The 18,796-nt window shown below is 63.0% G+C and carries 20 protein-coding genes and 1 tRNA gene; 6 read left to right on the plus strand and 15 right to left on the minus strand.

What is annotated here, in order from left to right; genetic code table 11:
• A partial coding sequence (locus ACYP01_RS04920) for a TetR/AcrR family transcriptional regulator (RefSeq protein WP_459678813.1) occupies window positions 1-439 on the plus strand: 439 nt, incomplete at its 5' end.
• Window positions 440-833: 394 nt separating this feature from the next.
• A complete protein-coding gene (locus ACYP01_RS04925) occupies window positions 834-959 on the plus strand; it encodes a hypothetical protein (RefSeq protein ID WP_255246884.1) in 126 nt (41 codons plus the stop codon).
• A gap of 82 nt (window positions 960-1,041) precedes the next feature.
• On the opposite strand, the gene dcm is transcribed toward ACYP01_RS04925, so the two are convergent.
• Entirely contained in the window at window positions 1,042-2,337 is a 1,296-nt protein-coding gene (gene dcm / locus ACYP01_RS04930) for a DNA (cytosine-5-)-methyltransferase (RefSeq protein ID WP_459678814.1), read from the minus strand.
• A 159-nt stretch (window positions 2,338-2,496) separates the two neighbouring features.
• Window positions 2,497-2,567: transfer RNA gene (locus ACYP01_RS04935), tRNA-Cys, on the minus strand.
• A gap of 233 nt (window positions 2,568-2,800) precedes the next feature.
• Between ACYP01_RS04935 and ACYP01_RS04940 the strand changes: the two genes are divergently transcribed.
• The gene (locus ACYP01_RS04940; protein ID WP_100084653.1) at window positions 2,801-4,069 is read left to right on the plus strand and encodes a multidrug effflux MFS transporter; all 1,269 of its coding nucleotides are present in this window, start codon (window positions 2,801-2,803) and stop codon (window positions 4,067-4,069) included.
• On the opposite strand, the gene mraY is transcribed toward ACYP01_RS04940, so the two are convergent.
• The gene (gene mraY, locus ACYP01_RS04945) at window positions 4,066-5,142 is read right to left on the minus strand and encodes a phospho-N-acetylmuramoyl-pentapeptide-transferase (protein ID WP_459678815.1); all 1,077 of its coding nucleotides are present in this window, start codon (window positions 5,140-5,142) and stop codon (window positions 4,066-4,068) included. The genes ACYP01_RS04940 and mraY overlap by 4 nt on opposite strands.
• Window positions 5,143-5,227: 85 nt before the next feature.
• On the opposite strand from mraY, the gene ACYP01_RS04950 reads away from it, so the two are divergent.
• Window positions 5,228-5,761, plus strand: coding sequence for a MarR family winged helix-turn-helix transcriptional regulator (locus tag ACYP01_RS04950; protein WP_020970065.1), 534 nt, complete (start codon window positions 5,228-5,230; stop codon window positions 5,759-5,761).
• A 77-nt stretch (window positions 5,762-5,838) separates the two neighbouring features.
• On the opposite strand, the gene ACYP01_RS04955 is transcribed toward ACYP01_RS04950, so the two are convergent.
• The 11 genes from ACYP01_RS04955 to ACYP01_RS05005 form a co-directional block, all read right to left on the minus strand.
• Complete coding sequence (locus ACYP01_RS04955; RefSeq protein WP_003941374.1) at window positions 5,839-6,615, minus strand: enoyl-CoA hydratase; 777 nt, start codon at window positions 6,613-6,615, stop codon at window positions 5,839-5,841.
• Window positions 6,615-7,508 carry a 3-hydroxyisobutyrate dehydrogenase gene (mmsB, locus tag ACYP01_RS04960; RefSeq protein ID WP_003941308.1) on the minus strand — a complete coding sequence of 298 codons (894 nt, stop codon included), beginning with the start codon at window positions 7,506-7,508 and terminating at the stop codon, window positions 6,615-6,617. Before mmsB ends, ACYP01_RS04955 begins: the two co-directional genes overlap by 1 nt.
• Before the next feature lie 23 nt (window positions 7,509-7,531).
• Entirely contained in the window at window positions 7,532-8,590 is a 1,059-nt protein-coding gene (locus ACYP01_RS04965) for an enoyl-CoA hydratase/isomerase family protein (protein ID WP_042923165.1), read from the minus strand.
• A complete protein-coding gene (locus tag ACYP01_RS04970) occupies window positions 8,587-9,747 on the minus strand; it encodes an isobutyryl-CoA dehydrogenase (protein WP_064075262.1) in 1,161 nt (386 codons plus the stop codon). Before ACYP01_RS04970 ends, ACYP01_RS04965 begins: the two co-directional genes overlap by 4 nt.
• Window positions 9,748-9,761: 14 nt before the next feature.
• Entirely contained in the window at window positions 9,762-11,312 is a 1,551-nt protein-coding gene (locus ACYP01_RS04975) for a CoA-acylating methylmalonate-semialdehyde dehydrogenase (RefSeq protein ID WP_042445510.1), read from the minus strand.
• A gap of 129 nt (window positions 11,313-11,441) precedes the next feature.
• Window positions 11,442-12,164 (minus strand): copper homeostasis protein CutC, encoded by a 723-nt coding sequence (locus ACYP01_RS04980; RefSeq protein WP_007726141.1) that lies wholly within the window; start codon window positions 12,162-12,164, stop codon window positions 11,442-11,444.
• A 1-nt stretch (window position 12,165) separates the two neighbouring features.
• Window positions 12,166-12,945 carry a glucosamine-6-phosphate deaminase gene (gene nagB / locus ACYP01_RS04985; protein ID WP_007726140.1) on the minus strand — a complete coding sequence of 260 codons (780 nt, stop codon included), beginning with the start codon at window positions 12,943-12,945 and terminating at the stop codon, window positions 12,166-12,168.
• Window positions 12,933-14,174 (minus strand): N-acetylglucosamine-6-phosphate deacetylase, encoded by a 1,242-nt coding sequence (locus ACYP01_RS04990; protein ID WP_007726134.1) that lies wholly within the window; start codon window positions 14,172-14,174, stop codon window positions 12,933-12,935. Before ACYP01_RS04990 ends, nagB begins: the two co-directional genes overlap by 13 nt.
• Window positions 14,171-15,844, minus strand: a complete 1,674-nt coding sequence (ptsP, locus tag ACYP01_RS04995) for a phosphoenolpyruvate--protein phosphotransferase (RefSeq protein ID WP_459678817.1) — start codon at window positions 15,842-15,844, stop codon at window positions 14,171-14,173. Before ptsP ends, ACYP01_RS04990 begins: the two co-directional genes overlap by 4 nt.
• A complete protein-coding gene (locus ACYP01_RS05000; RefSeq protein WP_003941322.1) occupies window positions 15,844-16,113 on the minus strand; it encodes an HPr family phosphocarrier protein in 270 nt (89 codons plus the stop codon). The genes ptsP and ACYP01_RS05000 overlap by 1 nt, the downstream gene beginning before the upstream one ends.
• Before the next feature lie 2 nt (window positions 16,114-16,115).
• Window positions 16,116-17,459 (minus strand): PTS transporter subunit EIIC, encoded by a 1,344-nt coding sequence (locus ACYP01_RS05005; protein ID WP_003941307.1) that lies wholly within the window; start codon window positions 17,457-17,459, stop codon window positions 16,116-16,118.
• 327 nt (window positions 17,460-17,786) lie between these two features.
• Here ACYP01_RS05005 and ACYP01_RS05010 point away from each other — a divergent pair, with 327 nt between their 5' ends.
• Together ACYP01_RS05010 and ACYP01_RS05015 are read left to right on the plus strand one after the other, a co-directional pair.
• Window positions 17,787-18,017: a glucose PTS transporter subunit EIIB gene (locus tag ACYP01_RS05010; RefSeq protein WP_003941324.1), complete on the plus strand. Its 231-nt coding sequence runs from the start codon at window positions 17,787-17,789 to the stop codon at window positions 18,015-18,017.
• Entirely contained in the window at window positions 18,014-18,472 is a 459-nt protein-coding gene (locus ACYP01_RS05015) for a PTS sugar transporter subunit IIA (protein WP_019749215.1), read from the plus strand. The genes ACYP01_RS05010 and ACYP01_RS05015 overlap by 4 nt, the downstream gene beginning before the upstream one ends.
• Window positions 18,473-18,526: 54 nt before the next feature.
• Here ACYP01_RS05015 and ACYP01_RS05020 read toward each other — a convergent pair.
• A partial coding sequence (locus ACYP01_RS05020) for a UTRA domain-containing protein (RefSeq protein WP_459678819.1) occupies window positions 18,527-18,796 on the minus strand: 270 nt, incomplete at its 5' end.

Raw genomic sequence — 18,796 nt, forward strand, 5'->3', positions numbered from 1 at the left:
AGATCGAATGAGACCGGATCCCGAGCTACCCATCACGTCCCAGCTGCGTTCAGGTATCGAGACATTCGTCGACGCCGTTATCGAGCACCCCACCATTTACCTCGCCGTGATGCGTATGGCCGGCAGTGGCGACGTTCGAATGCGCACGATCTACCGAGGCATGCGCCGCACTTTCACCACGTGGATCGTCGCTGCGCTGACGAATCTAGGCATCGAATCGAACGCGACCGTGGAGGCGACAATCGCCGGGTGGCAGGCATTCATGGAGGAAATCGTCGTCAACTGGATCGACGAGCCGACGCTCGCGCGAGGCGAGATGGTCGACCTCTGCGAACGAATTTTCTACCACTGCCTACCGGCAGCGGGCATCAGCGTGGAGCAAATAGTGGCAGCCACCGTTGTCGCGACGGCCAGTGAGTCCGGCGCAACACAACTGTGATCTTCGCGCCGGGGTTTCACAGGTGGTCACGATTGGGTATCTTGCTTGCAGTGGCGCTGGACCACGACCCCAACATATGAAGGATCCAACATGGAGTCTGTCGAAAACGTATTGCCCGCTGGCGTCAAGCTCGAAGACGTCTTGAGTGTCCTCAAGGTCGCAGTTGCGGGCATCGGCCTCATCAGCGCACTGTCGGCATTCAGCTGATCGCAAAGCGTCATCGACAGGCCGGACTTCGGGGAGTCCGGCCTGTTTTTTGTTTACGTTCCTGAACAATCCGTGAACTTTTCAGCAACTTCAGCGCAAAGCGGTCATTTCGACCCAAACAAGCGTCCAGTTTGCTAATTTGTGTCTGCGACACAGGGTCGTACAGAAACACCACGCAGACACAACCTTGTACATACAAACCTGTACATACGACACGGAGGACCGAAACATGGGTTCCATCAACACCCTCAGCGCCGTCATCGACATCATCAAGGTCGTCCAGCCGTTGATCGCCAAGCTCAACCTCAGCTGATTCGCTTGCACCACACCCCTGCCAGGGCGTAACTCGAAATGGGGCCGACATCGTCGGCCCCATTTTCCGTCGGTGCTCTATCTCAGCCGAGTGCCTTCTTGATCTCTCCTGCCAGTACCGACGCCAGCTGCGGCGGCACCGCATTGCCGATCATCGTGCGCACCGCTCCCCACTTACCCTCGAAGACGTAGTCGTCGGGAAAGGTCTGGAGGCGAGCAGCTTCTCGAACGGTCAACGATCGCGTGTGTTTCGGATGCACGTTGCGTGAAGCCGAGATCATCCCGAAAGTGGTTCCGACCGTGGACGCCGGCTCGTCCCACCGCAATCGCTTGTACGTCGTGTTGTACCCGGACGACGGTCGCATGGCCGGATCTTCGTTGTCGTGCGCCGACATTCCTTCTGGTACATCACGCAGCCACCGCAAGACGTGCTCGGGATGCTCGACGGCCCAGTGCAGCGGGTCCGTCTCGCAGGCCTGCCCGGATTCCAGCGGGGCCAGGTCGACGGTGGCGTCGCGGAAAGTCCTCAGCGGCGCAACATCATTCACGCCGTGAGTCTTGGGCGGAAAACGCAATGGCCCGATACCACTGTCGCGGCGGGTCGCCACGATGAACACTCGTTCCCGGAACTGCGGCACTCCGTAATCCTGCGCATTCACCGTGTTGACCGAGGCGCCATAACCGCATGCAGCCATCTCGCCGAGAATCCGGTCGACGACCATCCCACCGTCCGGGTCCTTCATGCTGAGCAGCAGTCGCACGTTCTCCATCACCAAGACCTTCGGCTTCACCAGTTCGGCGAGCTCGAGCAGGTTCCGGAAGAGATGGTTGCGCGGATCGGCGCGGTCGCGTCGGCCGGCGAGACTGAAACCCTGACACGGCGGTCCCCCGGCCAACACATCGATGTCCACCTGTGCCAGAAGATCTTTCACCCGGGCTTCGTCGATGGCCCGGATGTCCTCGCCGAGGCACCGCGCGCCGGGGAAGTTCCGATCGAAGGTCGCGCGCGCCTCCGGCACGACTTCGATGTATCCCTCCACCGAAAACCCCGCCATCCGAAAGCCTTCGGCCATACCGCCACAACCCGAGAACGCCGTCAATACGGTGGGGCCACCGCTTCCTGCCGCCGCGACCGCACGGCTGGCCACCGAGGCGAGGTCGTTGACGGGTGTCGCCCGACGCGCACGGGTACTACCGCGCGATCGCTTCCGCGGGGCCGCGTACGTGCCTTCACGCTTTGCCGCTTCCAACGCGGAGAGGGCCGTGAGAACCGCTCGCTCAACCGGTAGCTTCGGATATGCCTTGTCGAGTTCCCACGCGGAGACGACGGCTGACGAGACTCCCGCTTCGCGGGCGAACTGGAACTGACTGATCCCCACGTGCAAGCGCCGCAATCGCAGGTCCTGTCCCGAAATCAATTCAGTGCCTCACTCATGTGGTCCGCTCGCTCCGGCAGCCCAGACTATCGCAGCCGACCCCGTGAACCGGGACCACACAAGAGAGACCGGCAGGCGGTATGCCTGCCGGTCTCCGACACGAGCGGATGACGGGACTCGAACCCGTGTGAACGGCTTTGCAGGCCGGTGCCTAGCCACTCAGCCACACCCGCGTCAGTGAGTAACTCTGCCCCGAGTCGCGGCGCCGAACCACAGTTCCGCTCAGCATGATTCGAGTGCAATCCCACCAACTGTTCCAGTCTCTGGGAAAACCGTGAGCCCTTCGGGAACAAATCGGTCAGTCTCGATGCTGACTCCCACGGTGGGCGCAGGTCATTCGATTGCGGCCCGACTTTCGACCGAACGACCGAGCAGTTCGCCAGACCAAGACAACCCAGAAGGTTTCATGAGTGCCGAGAACACCGCCATCGCCCCGCCTGTGAAGGCAGCTCCGCTCTTGGAGACGGCCCCGCTGGATACGAGCAGTGTCGACCGCAAGCCGAGCGTCGGGAAGATTCTTGCCCTCGGTTCCATGACCGCGCTCGGGCCCTTCACCATCGACATGTACCTGCCCGCGCTGCCGGATATCGGCGCCGATCTCGGAGTCTCGTCGTCAACGGTTCAGCTGACGATCACCGGAACTCTCATCGGCCTCGCACTCGGACAGCTGTTGGTCGGGCCGCTCTCGGACACTCTCGGCCGCAAGAAGCCGCTCCTTGCGGGAATCGGCGTGCACATCCTGGCGTCGCTGCTGGCTGTCTTCGCACCGAGCATCGCGGTCCTCGGCATCCTGCGGGTTTTCCAGGGCATGGGCGCTGCGGCCGCGGCAGTGGTCACCATGGCGATCGTGCGCGACCTCTACAGCGGTAACACCGTGGCCGTCGTGATGAGCCGGCTGATGCTCGTGCTCGGCGTTGCGCCGATCCTGGCGCCCAGCATCGGTGGCGCCCTCCTCGTCGCCCTCGACTGGCGCGGGATCTTCGTCGTACTGGCACTGATCGGCGTCGGCACAGCGATGATCGGTGCGTTCGGACTGTCCGAAACATTGCCGAAGGAAAAGCGTCGCCCGAGCGGATTGACGTCGGTTCTCCGTACCTACGGTTCGCTGCTCGGCGACCGCACGTTCATGGTCCTCACGCTCGTCTCCAGCGTCGGCATGGCGTCGTTGTTCGCGTATGTCTCGGGCGCGTCGTTTGTCTATCAGGATCAGTACGGCCTCAACCAGCAGGAGTTCGCACTGCTCTTCAGTGCGGGCGCGATTGCGTTGATCGGCGCTTCGCAGGTCAACGTCCGACTGCTCGATCGCTGGACTCCTCAGCAGATCACCAAGTGGGCCCTCGTGGCTGCGGTTGTCTCCGGCGCTGTAGTCATCGCTGTCGCGGTCCTGGAACTCGGCGGACTCGCCGGATTCGTGATCGCACTGTGGGTCATGGCCGGCGCCATCGGGTTCGTTCTGCCCAACGCCCCGGCACTGGCCCTCGCTCGTCACGGCGAAGCGGCCGGTACTGCCGCGGCAATGCTCGGTGCATTCCAGTTCGGCGTCGGTGCGGCCATCGCGCCGGCCGTCGGTCTACTGGGAAACACGAGCACAGCCCTGGCCGTCACGATGACGGCGTGTGTGTCGCTCGGTCTGATCGCTCTTCTGGCTACGACCCGAAAGAGTGAATCGGTCTAACCGGCAGCGGAGAACCACTCGCTGTAGAAGGTGGCAAGTCCCAGGACGCACGAGATCGCGACGAAGATCCAGAATCTTGCGATCACGACGGTTTCCGGCCAACCGAGTAACTCGAAGTGATGATGGATCGGGGCCATCTTGAATACGCGTCGGCCGGACGATCGGAAGACCAGAACCTGGATGATCACCGACAGGATCTCAGCGACGAACAGGGCGCCGATGATGACCATCAACAGCTCGGTGTGCGTCGTGACGGACAGGCCGACAACCAGGCCGCCGAGCGCCAAGGAGCCGGTGTCGCCCATGAAGATCTGAGCCGGGGCGGCATTCCACCAGAGGAAGCCGAGGCACGCCCCGCCTGCGGCGGCAGCGACGATCGCTAGATCGAGAGGGTCACGAACGTCGTAGCATCCGGCGGCGGGCTCGAGGACACACGAGTTCCGGTACTGCCAGCCGGCGATGACGACGTAGGTCCCCAGGATCATGCCCATCGAGCCGGCTGCGAGACCGTCGAGGCCGTCGGTGAAATTGACGGCGTTGGACCAGGCGAACACCAGAATGCAGAAGAAGACCACAAAGCCGATGGCACCCATGGAGAACACCGAGATGTCACGAACATGGGACAGGTACTGGCTTCCGGGAGTGACTCCGTTGTTGTTGGAGAACTGCAGGAACAAAATGCCGAAGATGATGGCACTCGCCAGCTGACCGATGGTCTTCGCTGTCTTGTTCAGCCCGAGATTGCGCTTCTTGCGGATCTTGATGAAGTCGTCGAGAAAGCCGACGATTCCCAGTGACGTGGCGAGCGCGAGAACCAGCCAACCGGATGCAGACAGCCGCGGTAGCCGCGAGCCGAATCCGATGATGTGTGCCGCCAGGTAGCCCGCCCACATACCGGCGATGATCGCGATCCCGCCCATCGACGGGGTGCCACGCTTGCCCTGATGACTCTGCGGACCCTCGATCCGAATCTCGTGCCCGAGCCCCTGCCGCGAAAGCACACGAATGAGAAACGGAGTCAGGAAGAGCGCGACGAACAACGAGACGCCACCCGCTACGAGGATTGAAATCACCCGTGGGACTCTACAGACGTAAGCGGCTGCGACACACAATCAGACAAGGCACCCGACCGCTTGCCAGCATGGGATGATCGAACTTATGTCTCCCCCCGCGCCGCTCCCCCTCGACCCCATCGAAGAGGCGCATCGTCAGTGGACGAAGCACGGTTGGAGCGATGTCGCCGACGGTATGGCTGCGGTCACGTCGGTGATGCGTGCGCAGCAGATCATGATGGCGCGGGTCGAAGAGGTACTCAAGCCTCTCGGGCTGACCTTCGCCCGCTACGAACTGCTGACGCTTCTCACCTTCACCAGGTCGGGCGCACTCCCGATGGCCAAGGCAAGTGCCCGACTCCAGGTTCACCCCACCAGCGTCACCAATGCCGTCGACCGTTTGGAGAAAGCGGAGTTGGTCAGGCGGGTCCCGCATCCCAGCGATCGCCGTGCAACGCTCATCGAGATCTCCGACGCGGGTCGCGCACTGGCCCTCGAAGCGACCGAAATGCTCAACAGCAAGGTGTTCGCTCACCCCGGACTCCAGCAGGACAAGCTCGAGCAATTGGTGACGATCCTCACTGAACTTCGCAAGACTGCGGGTGACTTCGACACCGGCGGCGCACCGACCAAGTGGTGAACCGACCACCCGTACACACAAAGAAACTGCCCTCACACTCTCGACGAGTGTGAGGGCAGTTTCAGCGCTGTTGAAATTCAGCGGTGCTTGAATTCTGCCGACCGCTTCTCCACGAACGCGGTCATGCCTTCCTTCTGATCCTCCGTCGCGAAGGTCGAGTGGAACACCCGACGCTCGAAGCGGACGCCCTCGGCGAGGGTGGTCTCGAAGGAGCGGTTGACTGCTTCCTTGGCCATCATCGCAATCGGCAGCGACATCTCGGCGATGGTGGTTGCGGTCTTCAAGGCATCGTCGAGCAGATCGGCGGCCGGAACGATCCGGGCAACCAGGCCTGCACGTTCGGCTTCTTCTGCGTCCATGTTGCGGCCGGTGAGGCACAGCTCCATGGCCTTGGCCTTGCCCACGGCGCGCGTAAGGCGCTGCGAGCCACCGATACCCGGAATGACACCGAGCTTGATCTCGGGCTGGCCGAACTTCGCGGTATCCGAAGCGATGATGAAATCGCAGAGCATCGCAAGCTCGCAGCCACCACCGAGCGCGTATCCGGAGACGGCGGCGATCAGCGGCTTACGAGCTGCTGCGACGCGATCCCACGGGGTGAAGAAATCCTCGACGTATGCGTCCATGTACGTCTTGGACTGCATTTCCTTGATGTCGGCACCGGCGGCGAAGGCGCGCTCGGAACCGGTGATCAGGATGGCTCCGATGCCGTTGTCCGCCTCGAGGTCGGCAACCGCGGCGACGACCTCGTTCATCAGCTCGGAGTTCAGCGCGTTGAGAGCCTTCGGGCGGTTGAGCGTGATGACGCCGACGCGACCCTTACGCTCGAGGATGATGGTGTTGAAGTCGGTCACTACTGTCCTTCGGTCGAACGGTCACGGATGTCGTTGATGATGGCAGAGAAGTCCTGACCGCCACCGCCTGCGGCATGGAAGCGACTGTAGAGCTCGGCGGCCTTGAGTCCGATCTCCGCATCGACGCCGTTGTTGCGCAGCGCATTTGCTGCCAGACCCAGGTCCTTGTCCATCAGTGCAACAGCAAAGCCAGGCTGGTAGTCGTTGTTGGCCGGGCTGGTGGGCACCGGTCCCGGTACCGGGCAGTTGGTGGTCAGTGCCCAGCACTGCCCCGAGGCGTTGGACGCCACGTCGAAGAGCGCTTGGTTGCTCAGGCCGAGCTTTTCGCCCAACACGAACGCCTCGCTGATCGCGATCATCGAAATGCCGAGGATCATGTTGTTGCAGATCTTGGCTGCCTGGCCGACACCGGCGTCGCCGCAGTGAACGACCTTGCGGCCCATCACGTCCAGCAACGGTGACGCGGCTTGGAAGTCAGCCTCGGAACCGCCGACCATGAATGCCAGCGTGCCTGCGGTAGCCCCGACGACTCCACCGGAGACCGGTGCGTCGACGCTGCGGTGACCGGCCGCTTCGGCCTTGTCGTGTGCCTCGCGGGCGTCGGCGACGTCGATGGTGGAACAGTCGATGAACAGCGTGCCCGGTGTTGCCACCGGCAGCAGCTCTTCGTACAGACCCAGAACGTGCTTACCGCTCGGCAGCATCGTGATCACGACGTCGGCACCGCGAACGGCGTCGACCGCCGAATCCGCCACCGATGCACCGTCTTTGACTGCCTGCTCCAGCGCCGCAGGTGCCAGGTCGAAACCGACGACCTTGTGTCCGGCCTTGACAAGATTGGCCGCCATCGGGCCACCCATGTGACCGAGTCCGATAAATCCAATGGTGCTCATTAGTGATGCTCCTTCGGCGGTGATCAGTTGCCTTGCGGTTGAGGGGCGAGTCCGAGCTCGTTGTCGCCCAGCGGGGCGAAGTAGGCGTCGACGGATTCTGCCGTGACGTCGTCGAGAGTTGCCGGCAACCACTTCGGGTTTCGGTCCTTCTCCACGACCTGGGCGCGAATGCCCTCGACCAGATCGTGTGAGGCGAGCGCAGCGGTCGAGACCCGGAACTCCTCGTTGAGGACTTCTTCCAAGCTTGCTGCTTCCTTGGCATGCCGCAGAGATCGCAGGGTCACCGACAGTGCAATCGGGGACTTGCCGAGAATCTGCTCCGCTGCCTTCTCCGCTTCGGGGATTCCACTTGCGCGAAGACGCTCGACGATGGTGGATACGTCGTCGGCGGAGTACGCGGCGTCGATCCAGCTCTGCTGGGCCAACAGTTCCGACACCGGAGCCGGCTCCGCGTACTGCGCCACGGCGTCGGCAACCGAAGACGACGCGAGTGCGGCGATGAACGTCTCGATGTTCTCCGACGGGATGAAGTGGTCAGCGAAACCTGCTGCGATGGCATCGCCGGCGCTCAGTCGCGCCGTGGTGAGCGCGATGTGCGTCCCGAGTTCACCGGGAGCACGCGAGAGCAGGTAAGTTCCGCCCACGTCTGGAATGAAACCGATTCCGGTCTCGGGCATTCCGATCATCGAGCGCTCGGTCACGATGCGAATGTCGCCGTGTGCGGACACTCCGACGCCACCGCCCATGACGATCCCGTCCATGATCGCGACGTACGGCTTCGGGTAGTTCGCGATCTCGGAGTTGAGGATGTACTCCTCACGCCAGAAGTCGAGCGAACCGGTCTTGCCGTCCTTGGCGTCATGGTAGATCGAGACGATGTCGCCGCCGGCGCACAGACCACGCTCGCCGGCGCCCGTGAGTACGACTGCCTTGACGTCGTCGTCGGACTTCCATTCCTCGAGGGCCTTGGCCATCGCCTTGACCATCGAGTGGTTGAGGGCGTTGATCGCCTTGGGACGGTTGAGAGTGATGAGCCCCAGCCCGTCACGCTTTTCGATCAATACCTCGAGCTCGTCGCTCATGCTGCTCCCTGCTTTCCCTGACCTGATGCGACCACGCTGCGGGCGATGACCACCCTCATGATCTCGTTGCTGCCTTCGAGGATCTGATGAACCCGAAGATCGCGGACGATCTTCTCGATCCCGTACTCAGCAAGATAGCCGTACCCGCCGTGAAGCTGGAGAGCCTTGTTGGCTACGTCGAACCCGGTGTCGGTGGCAAAGCGCTTGGCCATCGCACACAACTCCACGACGTCGGACGCTCCGTCTTCGAGTGCGGCAGCGGCGCGCCACAGCAACGTCCTGGCCGCTTCGAGTTCGGTACGCATGTCGGCGAGCTGGAACTGCAGGGCCTGCGACTCGATCAGTGCCGAACCGAAAGCTTTGCGGTCCACCAGATATGCGACTGCCTTCTCCAGCGCTGCCTGGGCCCCACCGACCGAACAGGCGGCGATGTTCAGCCGGCCGCCGTTGAGACCTTTCATGGCGATGCGGAATCCGCTGCCCTCTTCACCGAGCATGTTGGCGGCAGGAACTCGCACGTCTTCGAAGATCACCTGACGGGTGGGCTGCGCGTTCCAGCCCATCTTGATCTCGTTGGCACCGAACGACAGTCCGGGCGAATCCTTGGGCACGATGAACGCCGAGATCCCCTTGGCACCGGCAGATCCGGTGCGTGCCATCACGACGTACACGTCGGAAGTGCCTGCGCCGGAGATGAACTGCTTGACGCCATTGAGGATGTAGTCGTCGCCGTCACGAACGGCCTTGGTGCTCAAGCCCGCAGCATCGGAGCCAGCGCCGGGTTCGGTGAGGCAGTAGCTGCCCAGTTGATCCATCGAGCAGAGTCCGGGAACCCACTTGTGGCGCTGTTCGTCGTTGCCGAACTGGTCGATCATCCACGTGACCATGTTGTGGATGGAGATGTACGCGGCGATCGACGGATCGCCCTTGGCCAGCTCTTCGAAGATCCGGGCAGCGTCGACGCGACTCAGCTCACTGCCACCCACGTCTTCACGAATGTAGATACCGCCCATTCCCAGGGACGCCGCCTTACGGAGGACGTCCACCGGGAAATGCTTGGTCTGATCCCACTCCACTGCGTTGGGCGCCAGATGCTCGGCCGCAAAGTCGCGGGCAGTGTCACGAATCGCCCGCTCGTCATCGGTCAGAGTAAACATGGAAAGTGTTCCGATCAGTTCATCGTGGGGATGACGAAGTGGTTGTCAGGAGCGGAGTCTACGGAGCGACCCTCCTGACCTGCTTCCTTCTTGCCGGAAGGCCAGCGCTGCGTCACGGTCTTGGTCTTGGTGTAAAAGCGGAAGGAGTCGGGACCGTGCTGGTTCAGGTCACCGAATCCGGAGCGCTTCCAGCCACCGAAGGTGTGGTACGCGATCGGGACCGGGATCGGCACGTTCACGCCGACCATGCCGACGTTGACGCGAGCGGTGAAGTCACGCGCGGTGTCGCCGTCGCGGGTGAAGATGGAGACGCCGTTGCCGTACTCGTGTTCGGTCGGAAGACGCAGTGCCTCTTCGTAATCGGCAGCGCGGACCACCTGAAGGACGGGTCCGAAGATCTCTTCCTTGTAGATGCGCATGTCCGAGGTGACGTTGTCGAACAGGGTTGCGCCGGCGAAGAATCCACCTTCGTGGCCTTCGAGGGTGAAGCCGCGGCCGTCGACGACTGCCGTTGCGCCCTCGTCGATGCCGATCTGCACGTAGTTGTTGACGCGGTCGAGGGCATCCTGGCAAACGAGCGGTCCGAAATCGACGCCTTCGTCGTCACTGCGACCGATCTTGAGCTTCGCGACGCGCTCCTTCAGCTTCGCGACAAGAGCGTCCGCGGTCTCCTCGCCGACGGGAACGGCAACCGAGATGGCCATGCAACGCTCGCCGGCGCTGCCGTAGCCTGCACCGATCAGGGCGTCGGCAACCTCGTCGAGGTCCGCGTCCGGCATGACGATCGCATGGTTCTTGGCGCCACCGAAGCACTGTGCGCGCTTGCCGTGAGCTGCGGCCGTCTCGTAGATGTACTGAGCGATCGGCGTGGAGCCGACGAAGCCGACGGCTTTGATGCGGTCGTCGGTGAGCAGGACGTCGACAACTTCCTTGTCACCGTTGACCACGTTGAACACACCTGCGGGCAGTCCTGCTTCGAGGAACAGCTCGGCCAGGCGCAGCGGGACGGAGGGGTCACGCTCGGAGGGCTTGAGGATGAAGGCGTTACCGGCGGCGAGGGCGGGGCCGGCCTTCCACAGCGGGATCATCGCGGGGAAGTTGAAGGGCGTGATGCCGGCAACGACGCCGAGCGGCTGACGCATGGAGTACACGTCGATGCCGGTGCCGGCACTCTCGGTGAATTCACCCTTGAGCAGGTGCGGAGCGCCGACGGCGAACTCGATGACCTCGAGGCCGCGCTGGATGTCACCCTTGGCGTCGGCGACGGTCTTGCCGTGCTCGGACGAGAGGAGGCGGGCCAGAGAATCCATCTCGGCCTGAGCGAGCTGCAGGAACTTCATCAGCACGCGGGCACGCTTCTGCGGGTTGAACGCTGCCCACACCTGCTGCGCCTCTTCGGCATTGGCGATGATGGCTTCGGTCTCGGCCTTGCTCGCGAGGGGAACGCGGGCCTGCACCTTGCCGGTGTTGGGATCGAACACGTCCGCAAATCGATCAGATGTCCCGGGAACACGCTTGCCACCGACGAAGTGCGTCAACTCGTGAACCGTCGCATTTTCAACCATTGTGCTAACCCGTTCCTTGCTCGTATGGACCGCCCAGGAGGCAGCAGTGAATATGTCTACCATCCTATAGTTGGATGTCCATGTATGTCTAGAGCCCAAGGGCTGTGCGCCTTTATTAACCGCGGGGGGTTAATAAAGGCGCACAGCGCGGAGCGCGGCTGCCGCTTCCTGCGCGACTACTGCATCGGTGACGTCGTATCCGTCCGATCCCCCACCAGGTCCGCCGGAAACTGCGACAACCTTGCGCGCCGAGAGATGCACCGCATCGACGCCGACGGCAGCGATTGCCGGGATGTCGTCGACGGTTATTCCGCCACCGGCCATGATCTGGATCCGGCCCGCGGCATGTTCGACCATTCGACCGATCTCGTCGAGTCCCTCATTGCAAGTGTCCGCACCCCCGGACGTCAGCACGCGGGTCACGCCCAGGTCGATCAGTTCGTCCAGCGCGGTCAGACGGTCGGTCACCACGTCCATCGCACGATGTACTGTCACCTCGACTCTCGCCCGGTCCACGCATCCGATGATGCGGCGCAGCACGACGGTGTCGATCGAATTGTCTTCTGTCAGCGCACCGATCACGATGCCGGAAGCTCCACCGGCCACAGCAGCATGTACGTCGTGCTCCATCACCCACACTTCGTCGGGTGAGAACACAAAACCTCCGGCGCGCGGACGGATCAGCGGGTGAACCGCGATCCCCACGTCCGACACAGCCTCGATCACTCCGATGCTGGGCGTCAATCCCCCCGTCGGGCCGAGTGCCGCACACAATTCGACTCGAGTCGCTCCCACCGAACGCGCGATCCTCGCCCCCCGCACGTCCTGCACAGCCAGCTCCAGAACCGTCATGTCAGAAGGACTGCCACGACGGCTTGTGTTCGAGCGCATACCGGTAGTAGTCGGCAAGTTTGAGTGAACTGGCCGCAGCTTCGTCGATGACGACGGTGACATGGCGATGCAATTGCATCACCGAAGCCGGGCAGAAAGCAGACAACGGACCTTCGACGGCAGCGGCGATCGCGTCAGCCTTGCCTTCTCCGGTCGCGATCATCACCAGATGCCTTGCATCGCTGATGGTTCCGAGCCCCTGGGTGAGCACGTGATGTGGGACGTCGTCCACACCGTCGAAGAAGCGTGCGTTGTCGATCCGGGTCTGCTCGGTCAGCGTCTTCACGCGGGTTCTCGAGGTCAACGACGATCCGGGCTCGTTGAAGCCGATGTGGCCGTCGGTACCGATGCCGAGCAACTGCACGTCCACTCCCCCGGCCGCCGCGATGCTCTGATCGTACCGGGCGATCTCCTGCTCCGGGCACGGCGCTTCACCGTTGGGACTGGACACCATCGCGGGATCCAGGTTGACGTGATCGACGAACTCCGACCGAATCACCGAGTAGTACGACTGCGGATGGCGTTTCGGCAATCCCAGGTACTCGTCGAGCAGGAATGCCCGAGCCAGCGAGAAGTCGAGTTCGGCGTCGCGATGCCTCGCTGCCAGTTCACGATAGGTTCCGATCGGCGACGACCCCGTTGCGAGACCGAGCGTCGTCGCCCCGGCTCTGACGTAGCCTTCGACGATGTCCGCGACGGTCGAGTCGACCTCCGCGGGTGTCGGCTGAATTACGATTTCCATGATTTTTCCTCTCCGGCGGCTTTTCCGCCGAGTAGTACACGCCCCAGGCGCAATTGACGATCGGTGACCACGATGTCGGCCCGGCAGCCCACGGCCAGCGATCCGATCAGGTCGCCGAGTCCCAGCAGACGCGCTGGGCTCCGAGTTGCCGCTGCGACAGCATCTTCCAGCGCGACACCGCCGTCAAAGACAGTGCTGCGAAGCACGTCGAGCAATCTTGCAGTCCCTCCGGCGATGGCACCGGAACTGCCGTCGGTGGTCGCGAGTCTTGCTACACCGTCGGCAACCGTGACGTCGAGCGCACCGAGTTGGTAGTCGCCGTCGTCCATTCCCGCCGCGGCCATCGAATCACTGACCAAGGCGATCTGGTCCGGTCCGACAGCGTCGAAGACCATCGACACGGTCTCGGGCGCAAGATGCACACCGTCTGCGATCAGTTCCACCACCATCTCGCCTCTCGCGGCAGCCGCCAGGCACGCCGCGACGGGACCCGGAGATCGATGGTGCAGGGGCGGCATCCCGTTGAAGAGGTGGGTCGCGCTGATCTGTCCGGCCCAATCCCCGTGCACCGCAGCATCGATGCGCGCCGACGTCGTTGCCGCGTCGGCATCGGTGTGACCGAAACTCGGCACGATGTTGCGATGACGCATGATCGCGAGCAACTCTTCGAAATTCTCGGTCTCGGGCGCCAAGGTCATGGACCGCACGGTCCCACGCGCGGCGTCACACACGGCTTCGAGCAGATCCGGATCACCGGGAATGATCGCCGCCGGATCCTGGGCACCGCAGCGGACGCCGTTGATGAACGGCCCCTCGAGGTGGATACCCAGAAGTTCTCCGCGTTCGACCAGATCGGCGAGCATCGTTGCTTGTCGCACCAGATCTGCGCGCGGTGCGGAGACCAGGCTGGCCAGCATTCCGGTCGTGCCGTGCTCGCAATGGTGCGCCGCCGCGCGGCTCGCTCCATCGGCGTCGGTGTTCGGGAAACCAGCACCCGCGGCGCCGTGGCTGTGGACATCGATCAAGCCGGGCATGATCACCGCGTCGGTGCGTTCCGGAATGACGACGACGGGTGTGGACGCCACATAGTCCGCAGCCGAGCCGACCCAACTGATCTTTTCGCCGTCCACGACGACGACTCCGTCGTGAATCTTCCCGGCCGGAGATCCGATCACAGTTCCCCGCAATACGATCGGATCGCCGACAGTAGCCGAGCCTGATGTACTCATGCCGACTCGCGAATCCGCGCGACGGCCGCTCTACCCTCGATCGGGTTTCGCGCGGCACGCGCCGCCGCGGCCATGTCCTTGCACACCGCCAGATCGAGAGAGGCCAGTTGCGCGCGAACTGCGCCCAATGCCGGGACCGACATCGACAGACTCGTCACGCCCAAACCGACCAGAACCGGAGCCAACAGCGGGTCCGACGCGGATTCTCCGCACACACCAACTGGTTTTCCGGCATCGGCGCCCGCCTGACCGACCATCGCGATCAGATCGAGGACCGCCGGCTGCCACGGATCGAGCAGTTGCGCCAGGCCTCCGGCCATACGATCCACGGCGCAGGTGTACTGGCTCAGATCATTGGTACCGATACTGACAAAATCGAGGTGCTCGAGGATATCCTTCGCCCGCAACGCTGCAGCTGGAACCTCGATCATTGCTCCGACCTTGCCGATCCCCCGCGAACGCGCAAGTTCTGCAAAGTCTTTCGCCTCGTCGGCCGTAGCTACCATCGGCGCCATGACCCACAGATCGGCGCCCGCCGCATTGCCTGCCGCCGCGAGGGCGTCGAGCTGGCTGATGAGTGTGTCGGGATAAACCGTGCCGACACGGAGCCCGCGGATACCAAGGGCCGGATTCTCCTCGACCCCGAGATCGAGAAACGGCAACGGCTTGTCCGAACCCGAATCGAGAGTGCGGACCACCACCTTCTGTCCGGCGAAGTGCCCGAGCACCGACGCGTACGTCTGTGCTTGCTCCTCCACCGACGGTGCGTCGTGACGCCCGAGATACGAGAATTCGGTACGGAACAGTCCGACGCCCTCGCAATCCGCCGCTCCGGCCCGCGCGGCGTCCTCGAGGGTTCCGATGTTGGCCGACAACCTCACCGCGAACCCGTCACGCGAGCGTCCTGGACCCTGTGCCGAAGCCGACTGCTCTGCCACGAACGATGCTTCGAGGACAGCGCGCTCGCGCGTTTCTGCCGAGGGATCGATGGTGACCGTCCCGGTGGTGCCGTCGAGGATGAGAAGTTTCCCCTCCGCCAGCAGATCGGTTCCCGAACAGTTGACCACGGCCGGGATTCCGAGCGACTTCGCCAAGATAGCCGTATGGCTGGTCGGACCTCCTTCGGCAGTCAACAATCCGACCACGTCACTGGTGCCCAGCGTCGCTGTATCCGCCGGAGCGAGGTCGCGCGCCACCAGTATGTACGGGTAACCGGGAGTGGGGATTCCGGGCATCGGCTCCCCTCGAAGAACGGCCACGGCTCGCTGCCCGAGATCGCGCAGATCGGTTGCCCGTTCGGCCATGTACCCGCAGAGCGCCGTGAGCTTTTCACAGAAGGCGTCGAAGGCGACTGCGACGGCGTGTGCGGTCGGCAGCCCCGATTCCAGGTTCGCCTTGGCCGCCTTCACGATGCCCGCGTCGCGCGCCATCGCAGCCGACGTCGTCAGGATCTCCGCGGAGACGCCCTCGACTGTCTTTGCACGCGAGAGCAGTTCCTCCGCGACGGCGTCCAGTGCCTCACGGATCCTGATCAGCTCCGCCTCGGGACTGCCCGTGATCGGGTCCGCCGCCGAGGTCGGCTCAGGCGTGGAGAATCGCAACCACGGCGCGCAGACCGAACCCGCGCTCACTCCGATACCCGCGATGCGGTTGTCCACACTCGCCGTCATCAGGCTTCGTCCAGTTCGGATGCGAGAAGCTCTGCGAGCGAACCGACCGCAGCGTCGGCGCCGTCACCGTCAGCACGCAAGGTCACCGAATCCCCGAATGCTGCACCGAGAGTCATGACAGACAACATGCTGGAGGCATCGACGGGTTCGCCGTCGCCGAGCGCGATGGTGACGTCTACCGGTAGATCGGCTGCGGCGCGCGCGAAGAGCGCTGCGGGTCGTGCGTGGAGTCCGACGCGGGATCCGATTGTCGTGGTTGCGATCGCCATGTTCAGCGTCCTTCCAGTTCCTTGTCGAGCTTGTTTTCCAGTTCGGCGACGAGCGGGGCGTCGGTGCGGCTGTCACCTTCGGCAGCCAGTGCCAGTTCGGCCTCGAGCAGCGCTGGGTCGGGCTCACCTGCGGCCACCTCGACCTCTTCTTCTCGTCCTGGCGTGCGCAGATTCCACTTCTTGATGACGAAGCTGAAAAGGAAGTAGTAGATCACGGCGTAGCCGAGTCCGATCGGGATCAACATCCATGCGTTGGTTGCCTTGCCGAAGTTCAACACGTAGTCGAAGAAGCCTGCGGAGAACGTGAATCCGTCGTGAATCCCGAGCGCATTGACCAAGGCCATCGACGTTCCGGTCAGGAGCGAGTGGATGACGTACAGGGGCCACGCGACGAACATGAAGGAGAATTCGAGCGGCTCGGTGATACCGGTGAGGAATGCGGTCAGGCCGGTGGAGAGCATGATGCCGCCGACGAGCTTCTTCTGCGAAGGCTTGGCGTTGCGCCAGATCGCGAAGGCTGCAGCGGGGAGGGCGAACATCATGATCGGGAAGAAGCCGGTCATGAACGTACCGGCGGAGGGGTCGCCGGCGAAGAACCGGTTGAGGTCACCGCGAACGATCTGACCGCTCGCGTCCTGGTAGTCGCCGATCAGGAACCACACGGCGGAGTTCAAGATGTGGTGCAGGCCCGTGGGGATCAGGAGGCGGTTCGCTGCGCCGTAAATGCCGCCGCCCACAACGGTATTGGAAGCAACTGCTTCACCGACCCAGTTGAGGCCGGAGTTGAACAAGGGGTACACGAATGCCATCAGGACACCGACCACAAGACCGGTGATCGCTGTCAGGATGGGAACGAGCCTGCGCCCGTTGAAGAACCCGAGATAATCGGGAAGCTTCGTTCGATAGAACCGCTGCCACAGGATCGCCGACAGCAAGCCCATCACGATACCGGCGAGCACACCGTAGTTGATCAGGGATTGATCCCCGTTCGGGTCCGTCTTCCCTTCGAGGACGATCGGCGACATCGCCTTGAACACGCCGTCGATCACCATGTAGCCGACGACGGCTGCCAAGGCAGTCGATCCGTCGGCCTTCTTGGCCCAGCCGATCGCGATACCGACGGCGAAGATCAGCGGCAGCCACGTGAAGACTGCTTGTCCTGCCGCAGAGATCACTGCAGCAGCACTGTGCATCGAACTGAATCGCCCGAGCAGGTCGTCCTGGCCGAGGCGGAGCAAGATTCCCGCAGCCGGCAGAACGGCGATCGGAAGCATCAAGCTTCGGCCGAGGCGTTGAACCCCGGCGAACACTTTCGATTCCTTCTTCGGGGTGTCTTCGAGAGTCATCAAGGACCTTCTTCGTTCGCCGGGCCGCGTCGCGATCGGCCGCTGGTTCTGGAAATTCGGGTGTCGTACACGTGCAGGTTTCGTGAAAATGCAGGTCACGGTTCTTGCTCGGAAGTGAGGCCTAAACCGTTTTGTCGAAACTGTTGTGGAGCCGGACTTCCAACGGGTACTGTCCGGTCATAACCAGTTGTAGTTTTACCTGGTGGAGGCGAGTTGTCAACACCCAAATGTGACATACGTAACCGGGATAGCCTTGACCAGCAACTAGTCAGCCCACCTGTACGACCGTTCAACGATCACGACCAACCCGACAATCAGGAGCAGCAAATGTCGAAAGCGGAAGCAATCATCAAGGGCCTCGGCGGCGCAGAGAACATCGTCGAGATCGAGGCTTGCATCACCCGCCTGCGTACCGAGGTCAAGGACGGAGCGAAGGTGAACGAGTCCGCTCTCAAGGCTGCCGGCGCACACGGCGTACTCAAGGCCGGAACGGTTGTCCAGGTCATCGTCGGGCCCGAGGCCGACACCCTTGCCGAGGACATCGAGGACATCCTGTGACGGTCGTCCTCGCCCCGCTCCCCGGTCGGGTCGTCGCACTCGCTGACGTACCGGACCCGGTGTTCGCTCAGCAGATGGTCGGCTCGGGCGTCGCGATCGAACCCGCTCGCGGTCAGGGCCCACTCACGGTCGTGGCGCCGATCAGCGGAAAGATCCTGAAACTTCACCCCCACGCGTTCGTGATCTTCGGCGAGAAAGCCACCGGCGTGCTGGTCCATATCGGCATCGACACGGTCAAGCTCGAAGGCGACGGATTCACCCTCATCGCCGCCGAGGGTGACACCGTCGATGCGGGTGATCCCATTGTCAGCTTCGATCCAGCGCACATCGACACGACCGGTTACTCGGCGATCTGCCCGGTAGTCGTGATGGATTCCAAACCGGACACCGTCGAATCCCCTTCCGTCGGTGGGGACGTCGCCACTGGCGACACTCTGTTCGACTGGTCGGCGTAACGCAAAGGGCGAGCACACCGGAAGGTGTGCTCGCCCTTTCGCTTCGAACGATGACTATTGGTCGCCGCGCGTTTTGGGCCGCGCTTGGCCCTGGACTTCCATCTGCAACTGGTAGCGGTCGGATCGGTACCAACTGCGAGTGTGCTCGACCGGTGCGATCTCGCTGAACGACACTCGATCGAAGTACAGAACCGGAGCGCCCTTACGAGTGCCCAGGAGAGTCGCGATCTCCGTACTGGCACCATCGGCACTGACTGTCTGCTCTGCCCGATCGATCGGCTTGTCGTACTTGTCGGCGGTTGCCCGATAGATCGAACCCGTCAA

It is taken from the genome of Rhodococcus sp. no. 34 (genome assembly GCF_054589475.1).